The sequence below is a fragment of the Actinoplanes sp. NPDC051470 genome, from assembly GCF_040682035.1.
GTDB lineage: Bacteria > Actinomycetota > Actinomycetes > Mycobacteriales > Micromonosporaceae > Actinoplanes.
In genome coordinates, this window is sequence record NZ_JBFBAA010000059.1 from 1 (window position 1) to 22,345 (window position 22,345).

Annotated in this window: 2 protein-coding genes; both read right to left on the reverse strand. The window is 69.7% G+C overall.

Annotated elements, in window-relative coordinates:
* The coding region (locus tag AB0M54_RS46615; protein ID WP_364479560.1) for a type I polyketide synthase at window positions 1-3,479 on the reverse strand (3,479 nt) is incomplete at its 3' end.
* Window positions 3,476-22,210, reverse strand: coding sequence for an SDR family NAD(P)-dependent oxidoreductase (locus AB0M54_RS46620; RefSeq protein WP_364479563.1), 18,735 nt, complete (start codon window positions 22,208-22,210; stop codon window positions 3,476-3,478). The genes AB0M54_RS46615 and AB0M54_RS46620, both read right to left, overlap by 4 nt.
* Window positions 22,211-22,345 lie beyond the last annotated feature (135 nt).

Here is a 22,345-nt window from a genome sequence, read left to right on the forward strand (position 1 = left end):
ATCAGGGTGTGGTCGGCGGTCAGCGCGTCGTGGATGGCCTGCAGAGTCTGGGTGGTCAGACGGCGGGCCTGCGCCAACGGGTCATCGGCGCCGTCCGGACGGGCGGTGAAGACCACCGCATCGGGGATCGGCGACTCTTCAGGGACAGCGATCTCGGTCCACGTAACGGCGAAGAGGTCTTCGGTGCTGACGGGCCGGGTGATCAGCGAGTCGATGGTCGCCACGGGACGACCGTTCTCGTCGGCGACCCGGACGTTCCAGCCGTCCTGCACCGGTGTCACGGCGACGCGCAGCATGGCCGGGCCGGCGGCGTGGACGTGAACGCCGTTCCACGAGAACGGCAGCCGCAACTCGTGCCGTGCCTCCGGAACATGCAGCATGCAGGCGTGCAGGGCAGCGTCCAGCAGCGCAGGATGCAGCACGAACCGTGCCGCGTCCGGCTCCTGCCGCTCGTCGAGGACCACCTCGGCGTAGACGGTGTCCCCCTCGCGCCAGGCCGCCTGCAAACCCTGGAACGCGGGCCCGTACTGGTAGCCGATCGCGGCCAGACGGTCGTACAGACCGGACACATCGACGCGCTCAGCCGGTGGCCACGCAGGAAATTCGGACGGCGTGGCCGGGCGCTCGGAGGTGCTGATCGTCGCCGTGGCATGCCGGGTCCAGGCGTCGGCGGCCCGGGAGAAGATCGTCACCGCGGCGCCGTCAACGGAGACCGACAACTGAATACTCCCGGAATCCGGGAGCACCAGCGGGCTTTCGATCACCAACTCATCCACGACATCACAGCCGACCTCGGCGGCCGCCCGCAGCACCAACTCCACAAACCCGGTACCAGGAAACAACACACTGCCCCGCACCGCATGATCAGCAAGCCACGCATGCGTGGCCAGTGACACCCGCCCCGTCAGCACCACACCGTCACCGTCCGAGCCCGGCAACGCGGTCGCCGCCCCCAGCAACGGATGCCGCACCGCCGTCAGACCCAACCCGGACACATCCCCGGGCAGCCGAGCCGTCTCCGTCCAGTACCGCTCCCGCTGGAACGCGTAGGTAGGCAGATCCAGCACCCGCCGCCCGGACGACAGCGGCCAGTCAACCTTCACCCCGCGCACATGCAGTTTCGCCAACGCGGTCAGGGCAGCCCGCGGCTCGTCCTCACGGTCCAGCACCGCAACACCGTCGATCAGCCGCGCCAAAGTCTCGTCAGGGCCCAGCTCAACAAACACCGCACCGTCATGGACGGCCACCTGCTCACCGAACCGCACCGTCTCACGAACCTGCCGCACCCAATACTCAGGACCCTCCCCCACCGCCACCGAAATCCGCGGCGCCCGGTAGGTGAGCTCCTCGGCGACGGCCCGGAACTCGTCCAGCATCGGCTCCATCCGGGCCGAATGAAACGCGTGACTGGTGGCCAGGCGCTTCCACCGGCCACCCAGCGCGGCCGCCGCCCGCAACACCGCCTCTTCATCACCGGACAGCACCACCGAGGACGGCCCGTTGACCGCGGCGATCTCCACCCCATCAGTCAGCACCGCCCGGGCCTGCTGCTCGGAGACCGGGACAGCGACCATCACCCCACCCTGCGGCAAAGCCTGCATCAACCGGGCGCGGGCCGACACCAACGTGCAGGCATCCTCCAACGACCAGATACCCGAGACGTAGCCGGCCGCCAACTCACCGATGCTGTGCCCGATCAACGCATCCGGCCGTACCCCCCACGACTCAAGAAGACCGAACAACGCAACCTGCAACGCGAACAACGCCGGCTGCGCAAAACCCGTCTCATCCACATCCAGATCAGGAACGTCGAGCAACTCCCACACCTGCTGCCGGATCTTCGCGAAGACCGGGAACGCAGCCGCCAGCTCGTCACCCATACCGGCACGCTGCGAGCCTTGGCCGGAAAACACGAACACCACTCGCGGGTTCGGCTCGGCCACACCTCTGACCACGTCGCCGTCCAGCAGGACCGCGCGGTGATCGAACAACGACCTCGTTTCAGCCAGCGTCGACGCCACCGCCGAACGATTGCTTTCAGCGGTCAGGTAGGCGCGCAGCCGCTCCTCGAGCTGCGACAGCGCGGCCGGCGTCTTGGCCGAGATCATCAGCGGCACCAGCGGCGAAGGATCCTCGGGGTGCGCCGGCTCCTCAGGAACGCCCTCCACGATGACGTGGGCATTCGTACCGCTCACCCCGAATGACGACACAGCCGCGCGGCGTGGCCGTCCCGTGTCCGGCCAGGGCTGGTTCTCCGTGGCCAGCCGCACCGCGCCCGCCGCCCAGTCGACATGCCGGGACGGCTCGTCCACGTGCAGCGTGCGCGGCACGACGCCGTGCCGCAGCGCCATCACCATCTTGATCACGCCCGACACACCGGAGGCCGCCTGGGTGTGGCCCACGTTCGATTTCAACGATCCCAGCAGCACCGGCCGCTCACGGTCGCGGCCGTAGGTGGCGATCACGGCCTGGGCCTCGATCGGGTCGCCCAGAGCCGTCCCGGTGCCGTGCGCCTCCACGACGTCCACCTCGGCGGTGGTCAGACCGGCGTGGGCCAGGGCGGCCTCAATCACCCGCTGCTGCGACGGACCATTCGGGGCCGTCAGGCCGTTGGAGGCCCCGTCCTGGTTGACCGCGGACCCCCGTACCACCGCGAGCACCTGGTGGCCTTTGGCGCGGGCGTCGGAGAGGCGCTCGACCACCAGGACGCCGACGCCCTCGGACCAGCTCGTGCCGTCGGCGGTGTCCGCGAACGCCTTGCACCGGCCGTCGGACGCCAGCCCGCCCTGGCGGGAGAACTCGACGAAGATGTCCGGCGTGGCCATCACGGTGACGCCGCCGACCAGCGCCAGGGAGCACTCCCCCTGCCGCAACGCGTGACCGGCCTGGTGCAGGGCGACCAGGGACGACGAGCACGCGGTGTCGACCGTGACCGCGGGACCCTCCAGGCCGAAGAGGTACGAGACCCGGCCGGAGAGCACGCTGACCGCGCCCGCGGTGACACCGAAACCTCCCAGGTCGGCGCCGACGCCGTACCCTGCGGAGAACGCGCCCATGAACACTCCGGTGTCGCTGCCACGCACCGATCCGGGCTCGATGCCGGCCCGTTCGAACGCTTCCCAGGACGCCTCCAGCACCAACCGCTGCTGCGGATCCATCGCGAGGGCCTCACGCGGACTGATCCCGAAGAACGCAGCATCAAAATCAGCGGCGGCATCGAGGAAACCGCCCCACATCGAAGAAATCGAAGAATCCGCCCAGCCACGATCGGCCGGGAAGCCGGAGGTCGCGTCCGTGCCCGACTCGACCAGCCGCCACAGATCCTCCGGAGAAGACACACCCCCGGGCAGCCGGCACGCCATGCCGACGATGGCCAGCGGCTCGTCCAGGGCGGCCTGCAGGGTGGCGTTGGCCTTGCGGAGTCGCGTGTTCTCCTTGATCGACATCCGCAACGCGTCGACGATCTGGTCGTCGCTCATCGTTCCCCTTCCAGCACGTGCTTGATGAGAGCGTCGGTGTCCATCGCATCGACGGCGGCGTCGTCGTCGGGTCCTGGCCCGGCCGGGTCGGTCACGCCGGCCAGTCGCAGCAGCGTGTCCAGCACGCCGGCCTCGCGGAACCGGGCCATCGGCACGCCCGCGAGCACCCGCCGCAGTTCCTGTTCCTCGGGCACGGGTTCCGGTTCCGCCGGTGCGAGCAGCTCGCCCAGCCGGGCGGCGAGCGTGCCCGGGGTCGGATAGTCGAACACAATCGTGGCCGGCAGTCTCAGCCCGGTCGCCTTCGCGAGGGTGTTTCGCAGCTCCACCGCGGTCAGCGAGTCCACGCCCAGGTCCTTGAACGCGGCCGTCAGCGTCACGTCGCGGCCCTCGGCGTACCCCAGCACCACCGCGGCGTTGTCGCTCACCACCGCCAGCAGCGCCTGTTCCCGCTCGGCGGGCGGCAGAGCGGCCAGGCCCCGCATCGGGTCGGCGGCGGTCCGTCGCGCGACCGGGCGATGCAGCGAGCGCATCAACGCCGGAACCTCGCCCGCCGGCGCCGGGTTCATCGGGGCGGCGACCACCACTGCTTCGCCGAGACGGGAGGCGTCGTCGTAGAGGCGCATCCCGTGCTCGGCGGTGATCATCTGCTGGCCGCTGCGGCGGATGCGGTCGTGGTCGGCGTCGGTCAGCTTGGCGGTCAGGCCGCTGGCCTCCTCCCACAGGCCCCAGGCCAGGGAGAGGGCGGGCAGCCCTTCGGCTTGGCGTTGTTCGGCGAGAGCGTCGAGGAACGCGTTGGCGGCGGCGTAGTTGCCCTGGCCGGCGGCGCCGAGGACACCGGCGGCGGAGGAATACACCACGAACGCGGCGAGATCACTGTGCTTGGTGAGCTCGTGGAGATGCCAGGCGGCATCGGCTTTGGGTCTGAGGACGGTGTCGAGCCGCTCGGACGTCTGCGCTTCGATGACGCCGTCGTCGAGCACCCCAGCGGTATGGACGACACCGGTCAGCGGATGCTCGGCCGGCACACCTGCCAACGCAAGGGCCAGCCCTTCACGGTCCGACACATCGCACATGACCGCGTCGACGTGAGCGCCCAGCCCGACAAGATCTTCGATCAAACCCTCTTCGGGGGTACGCCGTGACAACAGCAGCAGACGCCGCACGCCCCGCTCAGCCACCAGATGGCGGGCGAGAATACCGGCCAGCACCCCCGAGCCGCCGGTGATCAATACCGTGCCGTCCGGGTCGAGCCGCTGCGGGATGGTCAGGACGTTCTTGCCGGTGTGGCGGGCCCGGCTCATCCAGCTGAACGCTTCCCGGGCTTGGCGGATGTCCCACGCCTTCACCGGCAACGGCTGCAACACGCCCTGATCGAACAGGGCGAGCAGCTCGGTGATGATCTGCTGCAGCCGGTCGGGACCGGCATCGAGCAGGTCGAACGCACGGTAGATGACATCGAGGTCGCCGCGGATGTCGGTCTTGCCCATCTCGATGAAGCGGCCGCCTGGTGCCAGCACGTCGAGGGAAGCGTCGACGAACTCGCCGCTGAGCGAATTCAGGACAACGTCAATGCCGCCGAATGTGTCGCGGAATGCGGTGGTGCGTGAGTCGGCGATGCGGTTGTCGTCTATTCCTGCCGTACGCAGGAGGTGGTGTTTGCCGGTGCTGGCGGTGGCGTAGATGTCGGCACCGAGGTGCCGGGCGATCTGCGTAGCCGCCATACCAACGCCACCCGCCGCGGCGTGGATCAGCACCGATTCACCTTGGCTGAGGCCGGCGAGGTCGACCAGGCCGTAATAGGCGGTGGCGAAGACGATGGGTACGGAGGCCGCCGTGGTGAACGACCAGTGGTCGGGCATCGCGCCCAGCAGGCGGCGCTGGGTGACGGCGGTCGGGGCGAAACCGTCTTCGACGAGGCCGAAGACGCGGTCGCCGGGGGCGAGATCGTCCACCCCGGCACCGGTCTCGAGGACCACACCGGCGGCTTCGCTGCCGATCGCTCCCCCGCCCGGATACTTGCCCAGGGTGATGAGGACGTCGCGGAAGTTGAGGCCGGCGGCGCGGACGGCGATGCGGACTTCGCCGGTTCGCAGGGGTCGCTGCGGGACCTCGGTGACGGTGAGGTCTTGCAGCGTGCCGCTTCGGGGTGGTCGCAGCTGCCAGGTCTCGGCATCAGGGATGGTCAGTGGGCCGGGCTGCGCGCGGGTGAGGCGCGGCGCCTCCCACCGGCCGTCGGTGACCCGCAGTCGCGGCTCGTCCAGGCCCGCGACCACGTTCAGCTGCGCCGGGTCCAGGGGGTCGTCGCTTTCCACCAGGATGAAGCGGCCGGGGTGTTCTGATTGGGCGGAGCGGACCAGGCCTGACACCGCGGCGGAGGCGGGTCCGGTCCCGGTGTGCACGATCAGGGTGTTGGCGGTGGTGAGCTCGGCCTGGATGGCTTGCAGGGTTCGGGTGGTCAGGGCGCGAGTTTCGGTCAGCGGGTCGATGTTGTCGGGATGGGCCGTGAGGACCGCTACGTCGGCAGCGGGCGAGTCGTCCGGGACGGGGACTTCGGTCCACGTGACGACATACAGGTCATCGGTGTCGGTGGTGACCGGTCGGGTGATCAGTGAGTCGACGGTGGCGACGAGCCGTCCCGTGTCGTCAGCGGCCTGAATGCGCCAGCCGTCCTCCACCGGTTGCACGGCGACGCGCAGTGTGGTCGAGCCCGCGTGGTAGACGTGGATCCCGTTCCAGGAGAACGGGAGCCGGACCTCCGGTGGGGTGTCGCCGGTGTGCAGCAGGCAGGCGTGCAGGGCGGCGTCGAGCAGGGCGGGATGAATCGCGAACTGTGTCGCGTCCCGCACCTGCTCGTCGGCGAGACCCACCTCGGCGTAGACGGTGTCCCCGTCCCGCCAGGCCGCCTGCAAACCCTGGAACGCGGGCCCGTACTCGTAGCCGGCGGCCGCGAGCCGGTCATAGAGGCCCGCCACGTCCACACTTCCGGCCGGTGGCCACACGGTGAAGTCCGGCGCGGTGACTGTGCGCTCGGAGGTACTGATCGTGGCCGTCACATGCCGGGTCCAGGCGTCGGAGGCCCGGGAGAAGACGGTGACCGTGTCCCCGCTGACCGATACCGACAACTGAACGCTCTCGTCTTCCAGGAGCACCAGCGGGCTTTCGATCACCAGCTCATCCACGACATCACAGCCGACCTCGGCGGCGGCCCGGAGGACCAGTTCGACAAATCCGGTGCCAGGCAACAACACACTGCCCCGCACCGCATGATCAGCCAGCCACGCATGCGTGGCCAGCGACACCCGCCCGGTCAGCACCACACCATCGCCATCCGAGCCCGGCAACGCGGTCGCGGCGCCCAGCAACGGATGCCGCACCGCCGTCAGACCCACCCCCGACACATCGCCCGGCCGGCCCGCAGCGGTCGCCCAGTACCGCTCCCGCTGGAACGCGTAGGTCGGCAGATCCAGCACCCGCTGCCCGGACGTCAACGGCCAGTCGACATTCACGCCGCGCACATGCAGCTCGGCCAAGGCGGTGAGCGCGGCCCGTGGTTCGTCGTCACGGTCGAGCGTCGCGATGCCGTCGATCAGCCGGGCAAGGCTGCGATCGGGCCCGAGCTCGACAAAGATCGCACCGTCATGGGCGGCGACCTGCTCACCGAATCGGACTGTCTCGCGGACCTGCCGTACCCAGTACTCGGGCCCGTCCCCGACGGTCATCGGGATCCGGGGGGTCTGGTAGGTGAGCTGTTCGGCGATCGCCTGGAACTCGTCGAGCATCGGTTCCATCCGGGCCGAGTGGAATGCGTGACTGGTGGCCAGGCGCTTCCACCGGCCGCCCAACGCGGCCGCCGCCCGCAACACCGCCTCTTCATCACCGGACAGCACCACCGAGGACGGCCCGTTGACCGCGGCGATCTCCACCCCATCAGTCAGCACCGCCCGGGCCTGCTGCTCGGACACCGGGACAGCGACCATCACCCCACCCTGCGGCAAAGCCTGCATCAACCGGGCGCGGGCCGACACCAACGTGCAGGCATCCTCCAACGACCAGATACCCGAGACGTAACCAGCCGCCAACTCACCGATGCTGTGCCCGATCAACGCATCCGGCCGTACCCCCCACGACTCGAAAAGGCCGAACAACGCAACCTGCAACGCGAACAACGCCGGCTGCGCAAAACCCGTCTCATCCACATCCAGATCAGGAACGTCGAGCAACTCCCACACCTGCTGCCGGATCTTCGCGAAGACCGGGAACGCAGCCGCCAACTCATCACCCATACCGGCACGCTGCGAACCCTGGCCGGAAAACACGAACACCACCCGCGGGTCCGGCTCGGCCACACCCCTGACCACGTCGCCGTCCAGTAGAACCGCGCGGTGCTCGAACAATGACCTTGTCGTCAGGGTTGATGCGACCGCCCCGAGACTCGTCTCCGGCCTGGCCGCCAGATAGGCGCGCAGCCGGTCCTCGAGCTGCGACAGCGCGGATGGGGACTTGGCCGAGATCACCAGCGGCACCAGCGGTGAAGAATCCTCGGGGTGCGCCGGCTCTTCGGGTACGCCTTCGAGGATGACGTGGGCGTTGGTGCCGCTGATCCCGAACGAGGAGACAGCGGCCCGGCGGGGACGGCCGGTCTCCGGCCATGACTGGTTCTCGGTCACCAGGTGCACGGCGCCCGCGGTCCAGTCGACGTGCCGTGATGGCTGGTCCGCGTGCAGGGTGCGCGGCACGACGCCGTGCCGCAGCGCCATCACCATCTTGATGACACCGGAGACACCGGCGGCGGCCTGGGTGTGGCCCACGTTCGACTTGATCGAGCCCAGCAGCAGCGGTTGCTCCCGATCCTGGCCGTAGGCGGCGATCACGGCCTGGGCCTCGATCGGGTCGCCCAGAGTCGTGCCCGTGCCGTGGGCCTCGACCACATCGACGTCGTGCGGCGCCAGGCCGGCGTTACTGAGCGCGGCTTGGATCACCCGCTGCTGGGAGGGGCCGTTGGGCGCGGTCAGGCCGTTGGAGGCTCCGTCCTGGTTGACCGCCGAGCTGCGTACGACCGCCAGCACCCGGTGGCCCTTGGCCCGGGCGTCGGAGAGTCGCTCGACCACCAGGACGCCGACGCCCTCGGACCAGCCCGTACCGTCCGCGGTGTCGCCGAAGGCCTTGCACCGGCCGTCGGACGCCAGGCCGCCCTGGCGGGAGAACTCCACGAACGTCCGGGGCGTGGCCATCACCGTGACGCCGCCGACCAGGGCCATCGAGCATTCGCCCTGCCGCAGCGAGTAGCCGGCCTGGTGCAGCGCGACCAGGGACGACGAGCATGCGGTGTCGACCGTCATCGCGGGGCCTTCGAGGCCGAAGAAGTAGGAGATCCGGCCCGAGAGCACGCTCACCGCACCGGCGGTCGCCGGGGAATCGTCGCGGTCGGCGTCGTAGCCGGCGGAGAAGGCGCCCATGAACACGCCGGTGTCGGTTCCGCGGGCGTCGGCCGGGTCGATGCCGGCTCGTTCGAAGGCTTCCCATGATGCTTCGAGGATCAGCCGTTGCTGCGGGTCCATGGCGAGGGCTTCGCGGGGGCTGATGCCGAAGAACGCGGCGTCGAAGTCGGCTGCGGTGTGCAGAAAGCCGCCGTGCTGGGAGTGTGAGGTGTCGGTGACGTCCGGCCAGCCCCGGTCGGTGGGGAAGGGTGCGATGGCGTCGGTGCCCGATTCGACCAGCCGCCACAGGTCTTCCGGCGAGGAGACCCCGCCGGGGAGTCGGCAGGCCATGCCCACGATGGCCAGCGGTTCGTCCTGGGCCACGGCCGCCGTTGATCGGCGGGCCGGGGCGGGTGCGCTGCCGGTGAGCAGCTCACCCAGCCGGACGGCGAGCGTGGCGGGGGTCGGGTAATCGAACACCAGTGTGGCCGGCAGCCGCAGGCCGACGGCTTCGGCCAGGCCATTGCGCAGTTCCACCGCGGTCAGCGAGTCGACGCCGAGGTCTTTGAAGGCGGCAGTGACGGGTACGGCGTAGCCGTCGCCGTAGCCCAGCACCACGGCGGCAGTGTCACGGACCAACTTGAGCAGGGCTTGTTCCCGCTCGGCCGGTGTCAGCCCGGCGTCGACAGCCGGTGCGCGCCGGGCGGCGGAGCGGCGGGGCGGGCGCAGCAACGCGGGAACCTCATTCGGCGCGGCCAGCAGGAGCGGCTCGTGGCGACTGGAAGCCATGTCGAACAGCCGCATGCCTTCCTCAGCGGTGATGGCCCGCAACCCGCTGCGGCGCATCCGATCCCGGGCCGCGTCGGTCAGCTGGGCGGTCATACCGCTGCTGTCCTCCCACATGCCCCAGGCCAGGGACAGTCCGGGCCGGCCGTCGGCGCGGCGCTGCTCGGCCAGGGCATCCACGAAGGCGTTGGCCGCCGCGTAGTTGCCCTGCCCCGGAGCCCCGAGCACACCGGCGGCGGACGAGTAGACGATGAATGCCGCGAGGTCCGCGTCGCGGGTAAGTTCGTGCAGATGCCAGGCGCCATCAGCCTTGGGCCGCAGCACTGCGTCCAACCGTTGCGGTGTCTGCGACTCGATGACCCCGTCGTCCACCACGCCCGCGGTGTGGATCACCGCGGTCAGCGGGTGTTCCGGTGACACCTGACCGAGCGCCTGCGCCAGGGCGTCCCGGTCCGACACATCGCACGAGACGGCGTCGACGTGGGCGCCCAGCGCGGTCAGCTCCTCGATACCGGCCGGGGTGGTGCGGGACAGCAGCAGGAGCCGGCGCACACCACGCTCGGCCACCAGATGGCGGGCGAGGATGCCGGCGAGTCCGCCGGAGGCGCCGGTGATCAGCACCGTGCCCTCGGGATCCCAGGCGGCCTGAGGTCCGGCGGTGACCCGGAGAAGTCGTGGCGCTTCCCACCGGCCGTTGACGTACCGCAGTCGTGGTTCATCCAGGCCGGCCGCCGAGGCCAGCTGCTCCGGCTCTACCTGCTCGTCGCTTTCCACCAGGACGAACCGGCCCGGATGCTCCGACTGCGCCGAGCGGACCAGTCCCGACACCGCGGCCGAGGCCAGCCCGGTTCCGGTGCGCACGACCAAGGTTCCGTCGCCGGCCTGCCCGGCTTGGATCGCCGACAAGACCTGGGCGGTGAGAACACGAGCCTCAGCCAGCGGGTCCGCGCCGTCGGGAAGTGCCCTGATCACCACCACGTCGGGCGTCGGCGAGTCTTCAGGGACGGCGACCTCGGTCCACGAAAGGGTGAACAGGTCCGGGGTGTCGGTGGCGAGCGGACGGGTGATCAGGGAGCCGAGGGTGGCCACGGGCCGGCCGTTCTCGTCGGCGACTCGAACGTTCCACCCGTCCTGCACCGGGGTCACCGCCACGCGCAACCTGGTCGCTCCGGTGACGGCGACCTGGATACCGTTCCAGGAGAACGGCAGCCGCACGGCCGGTGACTCGGTGTCGGAGGTGCCGAACAGGCAGGCGTGCAGGGCGGCGTCCAGCAGGGCGGGATGAATCGCGAACCGCATCGCTTCCTGCACCTGCTCATCGGCAAGCGCCACCTCGGCATAGATGGTGTCCCCGTCCCGCCAGGCCGCCTGCAAACCCTGGAACGCGGGCCCGTACTCGTAGCCGACGGCGGCCAGCCGGTCGTACAGATCGGACACGTCGACGCGCTCAGCCGGCGGCCACACCGCGAATTCCGGCAGCGTCACGGAATGCTCGGAGGAGCTGATGGTGGCCATGACATGCCGGGTCCAGGCGTCAGCGCCTTCCGTCCGAGAGAACACGGTCACCGCAGCGCCGTCGACGGAGACCGACAACTGGACACTCCCGGCCTCCGGGAGCACCAGCGGGCTTTCGATCACCAACTCGTCGACAACATCGCAGCCGACCTCGACGGCGGCCCGGAGCACCAGTTCCACAAACCCGGTGCCAGGCAACAACACACTGCCCCGCACCGCGTGATCTGCCAACCAGGCATGCGTGGCCAGCGACAACCGCCCGGTCAGCACCACACCATCGCCGTCCGAGCCGGGCAGCGGGACAGCCGCACCAAGCATGGGATGCCGCGCCGCCACGAGCCCCAACCCGGACATGTCACCCGGCCGGACGGCACCGGTCGTCCAGTACCGCCGACGCTGGAACGCGTAGGTCGGCAGGTCCAGCACCCGCTGCCCGGACGTCAACGGCCAGTCGACGTTCACGCCGCGCACATGCAGCTCGGCCAGGGCGGTGAGCGCGGCCCGGGGCTCATCCTGGCGGTCGAGGGTCGCGATGCCGTCGATGAGCCGGGAAAGGCTGCGATCGGGCCCGAGTTCGACAAAGATCGCGCCGTCATGGGCGGCGACCTGGTCACCGAATCGGACTGTCTCGCGGACCTGCCGCACCCAGTACTCGGGCCCGTCCCCGACGGTCATCGGGATCCGGGGGGTCTGGTAGGTGAGCTGTTCGGCGATCGCCTGGAACTCGTCGAGCATGGGTTCCATCCGGGCCGAGTGGAAGGCGTGGCTGGTGGCCAGGCGCTTCGGTCGGCCGCCCAACGCGGCCGCCGCGTGCAACACCGCCTCTTCATCACCGGACAGCACCACCGAGGACGGGCCGTTGACCGCGGCGATCTCCACCCCATCGGTCAGCACCGCACGGGCCTGCTGCTCGGACACCGGGACAGCGACCATCACCCCACCCTGCGGCAGCGCCTGCATCAACCTCGCGCGGGCCGACACCAGCGTGCAGGCATCCTCCAACGACCAGATGCCCGAGAGGTAACCAGCCGCGAGCTCACCGATGCTGTGCCCGATCAGTGCGTCCGGTCGTACCCCCCACGACTCGAGAAGGCCGAACAACGCGACCTGCAACGCGAACAACGCCGGCTGCGCAAAACCCGTGTCATCCACCGACAGATCAGGGACGTCGAGCAGGTCCCACACCTGCTGGCGGATCTTCGCGAAGACCGGGAAGGCAGCCGCCAGCTCGTCACCCATACCGGCGCGTTGCGAGCCTTGGCCGGAGAACACGAACACCACGCGAGGGTTTGGCTGTGCCGTTCCCGTGATGGTGTCGTCGCCGAGCAGAACCGCGCGGTGCTCGAACAACGACCTCGTCTCGGCCAGCGTCGACGCGACGGCTGCCAGACTCGTCTCCGGCTTGATGGTCAGGTAGGCGCGCAGCCGGTCCTCGAGCTGCGACAGCGCGGCCGGCGTCTTGGCCGAGATGACCAGCGGCACCAGCGGCGAAGGATCCTCGGGGTGCGCCGGCTCTTCGGGTACGCCTTCGAGGATGACGTGGGCGTTGGTGCCGCTGATCCCGAACGATGACACACCACCGCGGCGTGGGCGATCGATCGCCGGCCACGGCTGGTTCTCCGTGGCCAGCCGCACCGCGCCGGCCGTCCAGTCGACGTGCCGTGACGGCTGGTCCGCGTGCAAGGTGCGCGGCACGACGCCGTGCCGCAGGGCCATCACCATCTTGATGACACCGGCTACACCGGCGGCGGCCTGGGTGTGGCCGACGTTGGACTTGACCGACCCGAGCAGCAGCGGCTCGTCGCGATTCTGGCCGTAGGCGGCGATCACGGCCTGGGCCTCGATCGGGTCGCCGAGCCGGGTACCGGTGCCGTGGGCCTCGACCACATCGACCTCGTGCGGCGCCAGACCGGCGTGAGCCAGAGCGGCTTGGATCACCCGCTGCTGGGAAGGGCCGTTGGGTGCGGTCAGGCCGTTGGAGGCCCCATCCTGATTGACCGCCGAACCCCTAACCACCGCAAGCACCCGATGACCGTGGCGCTGGGCGTCGGAGAGTCGCTCGACCAGGAGGATGCCGACGCCCTCTCCCCACCCCGTACCGTCGGCATCGTCCCCGAACGCCTTGCACCGGCCGTCGGACGCCAGACCGCCCTGACGGGAGAACTCAGCGAAGATGTCCGGTGTCCCCATCACCGTGGCACCGCCGACCAGGGCCAGGGAGCACTCCCCCTGCCGCAGCGCGTGGCCGGCCTGGTGCAGGGCGACCAGGGACGACGAGCACGCGGTATCGACGGTGACCGCAGGACCTTCCAGGCCGAAGAGGTAGGAGACCCGGCCGGAGAGCACACTGCCGGCTCCCGCGGTGGTTCCGAAGCCGGCCTGGTCGGCGCCGATGCCGTACCCGCCGGGATATGCACCCATGAACACGCCCGTGTCACTGCCGCGCACGGTTCCCGGCTCGATGCCGGCCCGTTCGAACGCTTCCCAGGACGCCTCCAGCACCAGCCGCTGCTGCGGATCCATGGCGAGGGCCTCACGCGGGCTGATCCCGAAGAACGTGGCGTCGAAATCGGCGGCGGCATCGAGGAAACCGCCTTGCGGGGAGTACGGCGCTCCGGCCACGTCCGCCCAGCCACGGTCGGTCGGGAAATCCGAGATCGCGTCCGTGCCCGACTCGACCAGCCGCCACAGATCCTCCGGAGAAGACACTCCCCCGGGCAGCCGGCATGCCATCCCGACGATGGCTAGCGGTTCATCCTGACTCACCACCGGCACGGACTTGCGCACCGTGGCAGAACCAGTTCCGGTGAGCAATTCGGCCAGGCGTGCGGCCACCATGTCCGGGGTCGGATAGTCGAATACCAACGTCGCCGGCAATCGCAGCCCGGTGGCTTTCGCGAGGCTGTTACGCAGTTCGACAGCGGTCAATGAATCGATGCCGAGATCCTTGAAGGGCTTGTCGGCCGCGATGGCGCCCGCCGTGTGGTGGCCGAGAACGGTGGCGGCGTTCGCAAGGACGATGTCGAGCAGGAAACTGTGCTTGTCGGCAGTGGCAAGGCCGTCGAGTCGCGCCTGGAGTGCGGACGCCCCTCCCCTCGCTGCCGCGATTCTGGTCTGTGGACGCTTCGCCGTGGCGAGTCCGCGCAGCAGGGCGGGGATCTCGGTGCCGAGCGCGGGCTTGATCGGGGCGGCGATCAGGAGTGGGTGGCCGTGGTGTGTGGCGGTGTCGTAGAGGCGTATTCCGTGTTCGGCGGTGATCGTCTGCTGGCCGCTGCGGCGGATGCGGTCGTGGTCGGCGTCGGTCAGCTTGGCGGTGAGGCCGCTGGCCTCCTCCCACAAACCCCAGGCCAGGGAGAGGGCAGGCAGCCCTTCGGCATGGCGTTGTTCGGCGAGAGCGTCGAGGAACGCGTTGGCGGCGGCGTAGTTGCCTTGGCCGGCAGCACCGAGGACTCCGGCGGCGGAGGAATACACCACGAACGCGGCGAGATCACTGTTCTTAGTCAGCTCGTGGAGGTGCCAGGCGGCATCGGCTTTGGGCCTGAGGACGGTGTCGAGGCGTTCGGGTGTTTGGGCTTCGATGACGCCGTCGTCGAGTGCTCCGGCGGTGTGGATGACCGCGGTCAGGGGATGCTCTGGTGACACCGCTGCCAGCGCCTGCTCCAGCCCCGCGCGGTCAGACACGTCGCAGCGTGCGGTGTCGACCTGAGCGCCCAGGTCGATGAGCTCGTTGATCAGTGATTCGTCTGGGGTGCTGCGGGAGAGCAGCAGCACACGCCGTACACCCTGCTCGGCGACCAGGTGGCGGGCGAGGATGCCGGCGAGGACTCCCGAGCCGCCGGTGATCAACACCGTCCCGTCGGGGTCGAGTTGCTGCGGGATGGTGAGGACGTTCTTGCCGGTGTGGCGGGCGCGGCTCATCCAGCTGAACGCTTCCCGGGCCTGGCGGATGTCCCATGCCTTGACCGGCAGCGGCTGGAGCACACCGCGTTCGAACAGGGCCAGTACCTCGGCCATGATCTCCCGCAGCCGGTCGGGTCCGGCGTCCATGAGATCGAACGCACGATAGAACACATCCAGGCCGGTGCGGATGTCCGTCTTACCCATCTCGATGAATCGGCCGCCTGGTGCCAGCACGTCGAGGGAAGCGTCCACGAACTCGCCGCTGAGCGAGTTCAGGACAACATCGATACCGCTGAAGGTGCCGCGGAATGCGGTGGTGCGCGAGTCGGCGATCCGCGTCTCGTCCATCCCAGCCGCCCGCAAAAGACGCTGCTTACCGACGCTCGCAGTCGCGTAGACCTCCGCACCCAGATGCCGGGCGATCTGGGTGGCCGCCATACCCACACCACCGGTGGCCGCGTGGATCAGCACCGCTTCACCCGGGCTCAGGCCAGCAAGATCCACCAGTCCGTAGTAGGCGGTAGCGAACACCACCGGCACCGACGCCGCCGCCGCAAACGACCAACCCTCCGGCACCACAGCCAAAGTCCGATGATCAGCAACCGCGACCGGCCCGAACCCGCCCTCCACCAACCCGAACACCCGATCACCCGGAACCAACCCAGGCACACCAGACCCGACCTCCACAACAACACCGGCAGCCTCACCACCAGCCAACCGGGTGTCATCAACCATCCCCAGCGCCACCACAACATCCCGGAAGTTCAACCCCGCGGCGCGGACGGCGATGCGGACCTCACCGGTTTGCAGGGGTCGTTGCGGGACCGTGGTGAGGGTGAGGTCTTGCAGGGTGCCGCTTCGGGATTGCTGCAGCTGCCAGGTCTCGGTGTCGGGGATGGTCAGCGGGCCGGGGTGTGCGCGGGTGAGGCGTGGTGCTTCCCATCGGCCGTCGGTGACTCGCAGTCGGGGTTCGTCGAGCCCGGTGGCTGTGTTCAGGTGTGCCGGGTCGAGGGGGTCGTTGCTTTCCACCAGGACGAACCGGCCCGGATGTTCGGACTGCGCGGACCGGATCAGACCCGATACCGCCGCGGAGGCCAATCCGGTCCCGGTGTGTACGACCACGGTGTTGTCCGAGGCGAGCCCGTCTTTGATCGTCTGCAGGGTTCGGGTGGTCAGGGCACGAGCTTCGGTCAGCGGGTCGTCGCCGTCGGGGTGTGCGGTGAACACCACCACGTCGGAGGCGGGCACGCCCTCCGGGGCCGAGACTTCGGTCCAGGTCAGGGTGAACAGGTCGTCGGATTCGGTGGTGACCGGCCGGGTGATCAGGGAGCCGATGGTCGCGACGGTCCCGCCGGTGTCGTCAGTGGCCCGGACACACCATCCGTCCGCCTCACGCGTCACCGCGACGCGCAGTACCGCCGGGCCGGTGGCGTGGATCCGCACCTGGTTCCAGGAGAACGGCAGCCGTACGTCCTGCTGGGTCTCCGGGGCGTGCAGCATGCAGGCGTGCAGGGCGGCATCGAGCAGCGCGGGGTGCACGGTAAACCGCGCCGCGTCCTGCGCCTGTTCCTCGGCAAGGACCGCCTCGGCGTAGACGGTGTCCCCGTCCCGCCACGCCGCCTGCAAGCCCTGGAACGCCGGGCCGTACTCGTAACCGGCCTCCGCCATCCGCTCGTAGAGGCCGGCGACGTCGACCGGCTGGGCCTCGGCCGGCGGCCACACCGTCAGGTCCGCCGGACCAGTATCAGGCGAGGAGGCGCTGATCGTGGCCGTCGCGTGCCGGGTCCAGTCGCTGCTGCCGTCCGTCTTCGAGTGGACGGTGACTGTGTCGCCGCTGACCGACACGGAGAGCTGCACGCTTCCGGTGGGCGGCAGCACGAGTGGTATCCCGGTCACGAGCTCGTCGATCACGTCGCAGCCGACCTCGGCGGCGGCACGCGACACGAGTTCCACAAATCCGGTGCCGGGCAGGAGGACGTCGCCGCGGACCTGGTGGTCGGCCAGCCACGGGTGGGTGGCCAGAGACACCCGCCCGGTGAGCACGACGCCGTCGGTGCCGGGGAGCTCGACGACCGCGTTGAGCAGGGGATGTCGCACCCCGCCGTCGGAGACGGTCGCCGCGGTGGCCCAGTAGCGGTGGTGTTGGAAGGCATAGGTCGGGAGGTCGAGGGTCCGCCGGCCGGTGTCGCCGATGACGTGCGGCCAGTCGACGTTCACGCCCAGGACGTGGGCTTCGGCGAGCGCGGTGTGCATTCGGGTGATGGTTCCGTCGTCACGGCGCAGGGTGGCGACGGTGACCGCGTCGTCCATGGCCGGTAGCAGCACCGGGCTGGCGCTGACCTCAACGAACACGGTCTCACCGAGCGCCCGTAAGGCCTCCACCGCTGTGTGGAAGCCGACCGGTTGACGCAGGTTGCGGTACCAGTAGTCCCGATCGAGCGGCCCGTCGACCCACGCTCCGTCGACGGTCGAGAACCACGGCACAGTCGGGGCGTGCGAGCCGATGCCAGCGGTGATGTCGAGCAGTTCGGTCTGGATCTGTTTCACGTGTGGGGTGTGGGAGGCGTAGTCCACCGCGATCTTCCGGACCCGGTCGCCGAGCATCTGTTCCACCGCGTCCGGATCACCGGCGATCACCGTCGACGCGGGCCCGTTGTACGCGGCAATCCAAACCCCGTCAGCGAGGACGATCTGATCAGCGGGCAACGTCACCGATGCCATCGCGCCGTGACCCGCCAATCTCTGGCTGATCACATGACTGCGCAACGCCACAACCCGGGCGGCGTCTTGCAGCGAGATCGCACCTGCGACACACGCGGCGGCGATCTCCCCCTGGGAATGGCCGACGACCGCGTTCGGGTGGACACCGGCGGCCTGCCACACCGCGGCCAGTGACACCATCACCGCCCAGCAGGCTGGTTGCACCACATCGACCCGGTCGACGACGGCCGGGTCGTCGAGCACGGCGAACAGGTCCCAGTCGACGAACTCGCTCAACGCCGCCGCGCACTCGGCCATCCGTTCGGCGAACACCACCGACGAGTCCCGCAACGCCAGGCCCATACCGAGCCATTGCCAGCCCTGACCCGGGAACACGAACACCACCCGCGGTTCGGTTATCGCCGTGCCGGTGATGGTGTCGTCGCCCAGCAACACAGCACGGTGCTCGAACAGCGACCGTGTCACCGCCAGGGTGGAGGCCACCGCCGGAACATTCACACCGGGCGTGACGGTCAGGTAGGCGCGCAGCCGGTTCTCGTAGTCGGCCAACGCCCCCGGCGTCTTGGCGGAGATGACCAGCGGCATCGGCTCGGTCGAGGGCGGTTGCGGGATGGTCGGAGAAGGCGCAGCTGAGCTCTCGAGGATGACATGAGCGTTCGTTCCACTGACCCCGAAGGCGGACACTGCTGCCCGGCGCGGGCGGCCGGTGTCCGGCCACGACTGGTTCTCCGTCACCAACCGCACCGCGCCGGCGGTCCAGTCCACATGACGCGAGGGCTCATCGACATGCAGGGTTCGCGGCACCACCCCGTGCTGCAGGGCCATCACCATTTTGATGACACCGGAGACACCGGCGGCGGCCTGGGTGTGACCGACGTTCGACTTCAGCGACCCGAGCAGCAGCGGCCGGTCTCGGTCCTGGCCGTAGGTGGCGATGACTGCTTGGGCCTCGATGGGGTCGCCCAGGGTGGTGCCGGTGCCGTGGGCCTCGACCACGTCCACGTCGGCCGGGGTCAGGTGGGCGTTGTGCAGCGCGGCCTGGATGACGCGTTGCTGGGAAGGCCCGTTGGGCGCGGTGAGGCCGTTGGAGGCGCCGTCCTGATTGACCGCCGAACTACGCACGACCGCCAAGACCCGGTGACCGTTGCGCTCAGCATCGGAGAGGCGCTCCACAAGGAGCACGCCGACGCCCTCGGACCAGCCCGTACCGTCCGCGGTGTCGCCGAAGGCCTTGCACCGGCCGTCAGCGGCCAGACCGCGCTGGCGGGAGAACTCCACGAAGATGTCGGGTGTGGCCATCACGGTGACGCCGCCGACCAGGGCCAGCGAGCACTCGCCCTGACGCAGCGCCTGCCCGGCCTGGTGCAGCGCGACCAACGACGACGAGCACGCGGTATCGACCGTGACCGCGGGGCCTTCGAGGCCGAAGAAGTACGACACCCGGCCGGACAGCACACTCGTGGCGCCGGAGGTGGCACCGAAGCCGGCCAGATCGGCGCCGATGCCGTACCCGCCGGAGTAGGCGCCCATGAACACCCCGGTGTCGCTGCCCCGAACGGTTCCCGGCTCGATGCCGGCCCGTTCGAAGGCTTCCCAGGCCGCCTCCAGCACCAGGCGCTGCTGCGGATCCATCGCCCGTGCCTCACGCGGGCTGATCCCGAAGAACGGAGCATCAAAATCGCCTGCGTCGTCAAGGAAACCCCCTTGCCGGGAGTACGAGTTGTCGGCCACATCCGGCCAGCCTCGGTCGGTGGGGAACCCGGAGATCGCATCCGTTCCCGACTCGACCAGCCGCCACAGGTCCTCCGGCGAGGAGACCCCACCGGGCAGCCGGCAGGCCATGCCGACGATGGCCAGCGGCTCGTCCTGGGCCACCGCCGTCGATGGCCGGCGCGCCGGGGCCGACACCGTGCCGGTGATCAGCTCGCCCAGCCGGACGGCCAAGGCGGCCGGCGTCGGATAGTCGAACACCAGCGTGGCCGGCAGCCGCAGGCCGGTCGCCTTGGCCAGACTGTTGCGCAACTCCACCGCGGTCAACGAGTCGACACCCAGGTCCTTGAATGCCGCCGCCGCTCCCACGGAACCGCCATCGGCATGACCGAGAACCGTGGCGGCGCTGTCCCGCACCACCTTGAGCAGGGCTTGTTCCCGCTCGGCGGGTGTCCGCCCGGCGTCGACGGACGGGGTGCGGCGGGCGGCCGGGCGGTGCCTGGATCGCAGCAACGCCGGAAGCTCGGCGCCGGCCACCGGATCCATGGGCGCGGCCACCAGAAGCGGCTCGTCGCGACCGGCCGCGAGATCGAACAGCCGCATGCCGTCCTCCGCGGTGATGGGCCGTATTCCGCTGCGACGGAGCCGGTCGCGGGTCGTGTCGGTGAGCTGGGCGGTCATACCGCTGGTCTGCTCCCACATGCCCCAGGCCAACGACAACCCGGGCAAGCCCTGTGCACGACGCTGCTCGGCCAGGGCATCCACGAAGGCGTTGGCGGCCGCGTAGTTGCTTTGGCCCGGGGAGCCGAGCACTGCGGCGGCGGACGAGTACATGATGAACGCGGCAAGATTGTTGTCTTGGGTGAGTTCGTGCAGGTGCCAGGCGCCGTCGGCCTTGGGTCGCAGGACGGTGTCGAGGCGTTGCGGGGTTTGTGATTCGATGACGCCGTCGTCGACCACCCCGGCGGTGTGGATCACAGCAGTCAAGGGATGTTGCGGTGGCACCTGCCCGAGGGCGTGCGCCAGGGCCGCCCGGTCCGACACATCGCACGAGACGGCGTCGACGTGGGCGCCCAGGCCGGTCAGCTCCTCGATACCGGCCGGGACGGTGCGCGACAGCAGCAGAAGCCGGCGCACACCACGCTCGGCCACCAGATGGCGGGCGAGGATTCCGGCAAGTCCGCCGGAAGCGCCGGTGATCAACACCGTGCCCTCAGGATCCCAGGCGGCGTGAGCTTTGGAAGTGACCCGGGTGAGCCGGGGTACTTCCCACCGGCCGTTGACGTATCGCAGTCGTGGTTCGTCCAGGCCGGCCGCCGCGGCCAGTTGCTGCGGGTCGAGCGAGCCGTCGCTTTCCACCAGGACGAACCGGCCGGGATGCTCCGACTGGGCGGAGCGGACCAGGCCCGACACCGCGGCCGCGGCCAGCCCGGTCCCGGTGTGCACGATCAGGGTGTGGTCGGCGGTCAACGCATCGTGGATCGCCTGCAGAGTCTCTGCCGTCAGAACGCGCGCCTGCGCCAACGGGTCATCATCGCCGTCGGCGTGTGCGCGGAAGACCACCACGTCGCTGTCTTCGAAGGAGGCGACGGGCGTGGGTATCGCGGTCCAGGTGAGGGTGAACAGGTCGTCAAGGGCGCCGGCCGGCCGATGTACGGGAATCGTGCGAAGGGTGACGCTGGAACCGGACAGGACGGTCTGGCCGGTGGCGTCGGTGGCGGTGATGGCCAGGACGCCGTCGCTGCTCGGAGTGAGCCGGACCGTCAGCTCGGTGGCGTTGCTCGCGTGCAGGCTCAGGTTCCGCCAGACAGCCGCGGCGCCTTCGCCCGCGACGTCGAGGGCGGCGCTCAGGAGCGCCGGATGCAGCGCGAACCGGGCAGCCTCCTCGCTGTCGTCCAGCGCGACGTCGGCGAACAGGTCGTCACCGCTGCGCTGAGCGCGTTCTGCCGCTTCGGCCGGCTCGCCGGTAGGAGTGGCGGTTGAGAGGCGCGCGGCGGCCACGCGAGTCCATGGCTCGCCGTCGGCGTAGCGGACGTGGATGGTGAGCCGGCCGTCGCTGATCCAGGTCTGCATCCGCAGGGCGCGGTCGTCGAGGAGGGCGGGCAGCAGCTCCACGGTGAGTTCCTCGACCTGGGTGTGTCCGATCTCGTCGGCGGCGGCCAGGGCCATCTCGGCGAAGGCGGCCGGGGGCAGGGTGCTCTGGTCCCGCAGCCACGGTTCGTTGCGACGCGACACCGTCGAGGTGAACAGCACCCCATCCGACTCGGCCAGCCGCACCGCCGATCCCAGCAGCGGGTGACCATCGCCGACGCGATCGATCCAGTACCGCTGACGCTGGAAGGCGTAGGTCGGCAGGTCCAGCACCCGCTGCCCGGACGTCAACGGCCAGTCGACGTTCACGCCGCGCACGTGCAGCTCGGCCAAGGCGGTCAGTGCGGCCCGGGTTTCGTCGTCACGGTCGAGCGTCGCGATGCCGTCGATCAGCCGGGCAAGGCTGCCATCCGGCCCGAGCTCAACAAAGACCGCGCCGTCATGAGCGGCCACCTGCTCACCGAACCGCACCGTCTCACGAACTTGCCGCACCCAATACTCAGGCCCCTCCCCGACGGCCATCGAAATCCGCGGCGCCCGATAGATGAGCTGCTCAGCGACCGCCCGGAACTCGTCCAGCATGGGCTCCATCCGGGCCGAATGGAACGCGTGACTGGTGGCCAGGCGCTTCGATCGGCCACCCAACGCGGCCGCCGCGTGCGACACCGCCTCTTCATCACCGGAGAGCACCACCGAGGACGGGCCGTTGACCGCGGCGATCTCCAC

Excerpts from the sequence above, each read along its gene's own strand:
- AB0M54_RS46620 (WP_364479563.1), bottom strand. The coding sequence starts at position 22,210 with ATGGAGCCCATGCTGGACGAGTTCCGGGCGGTCGCTGAGCAGCTCATC.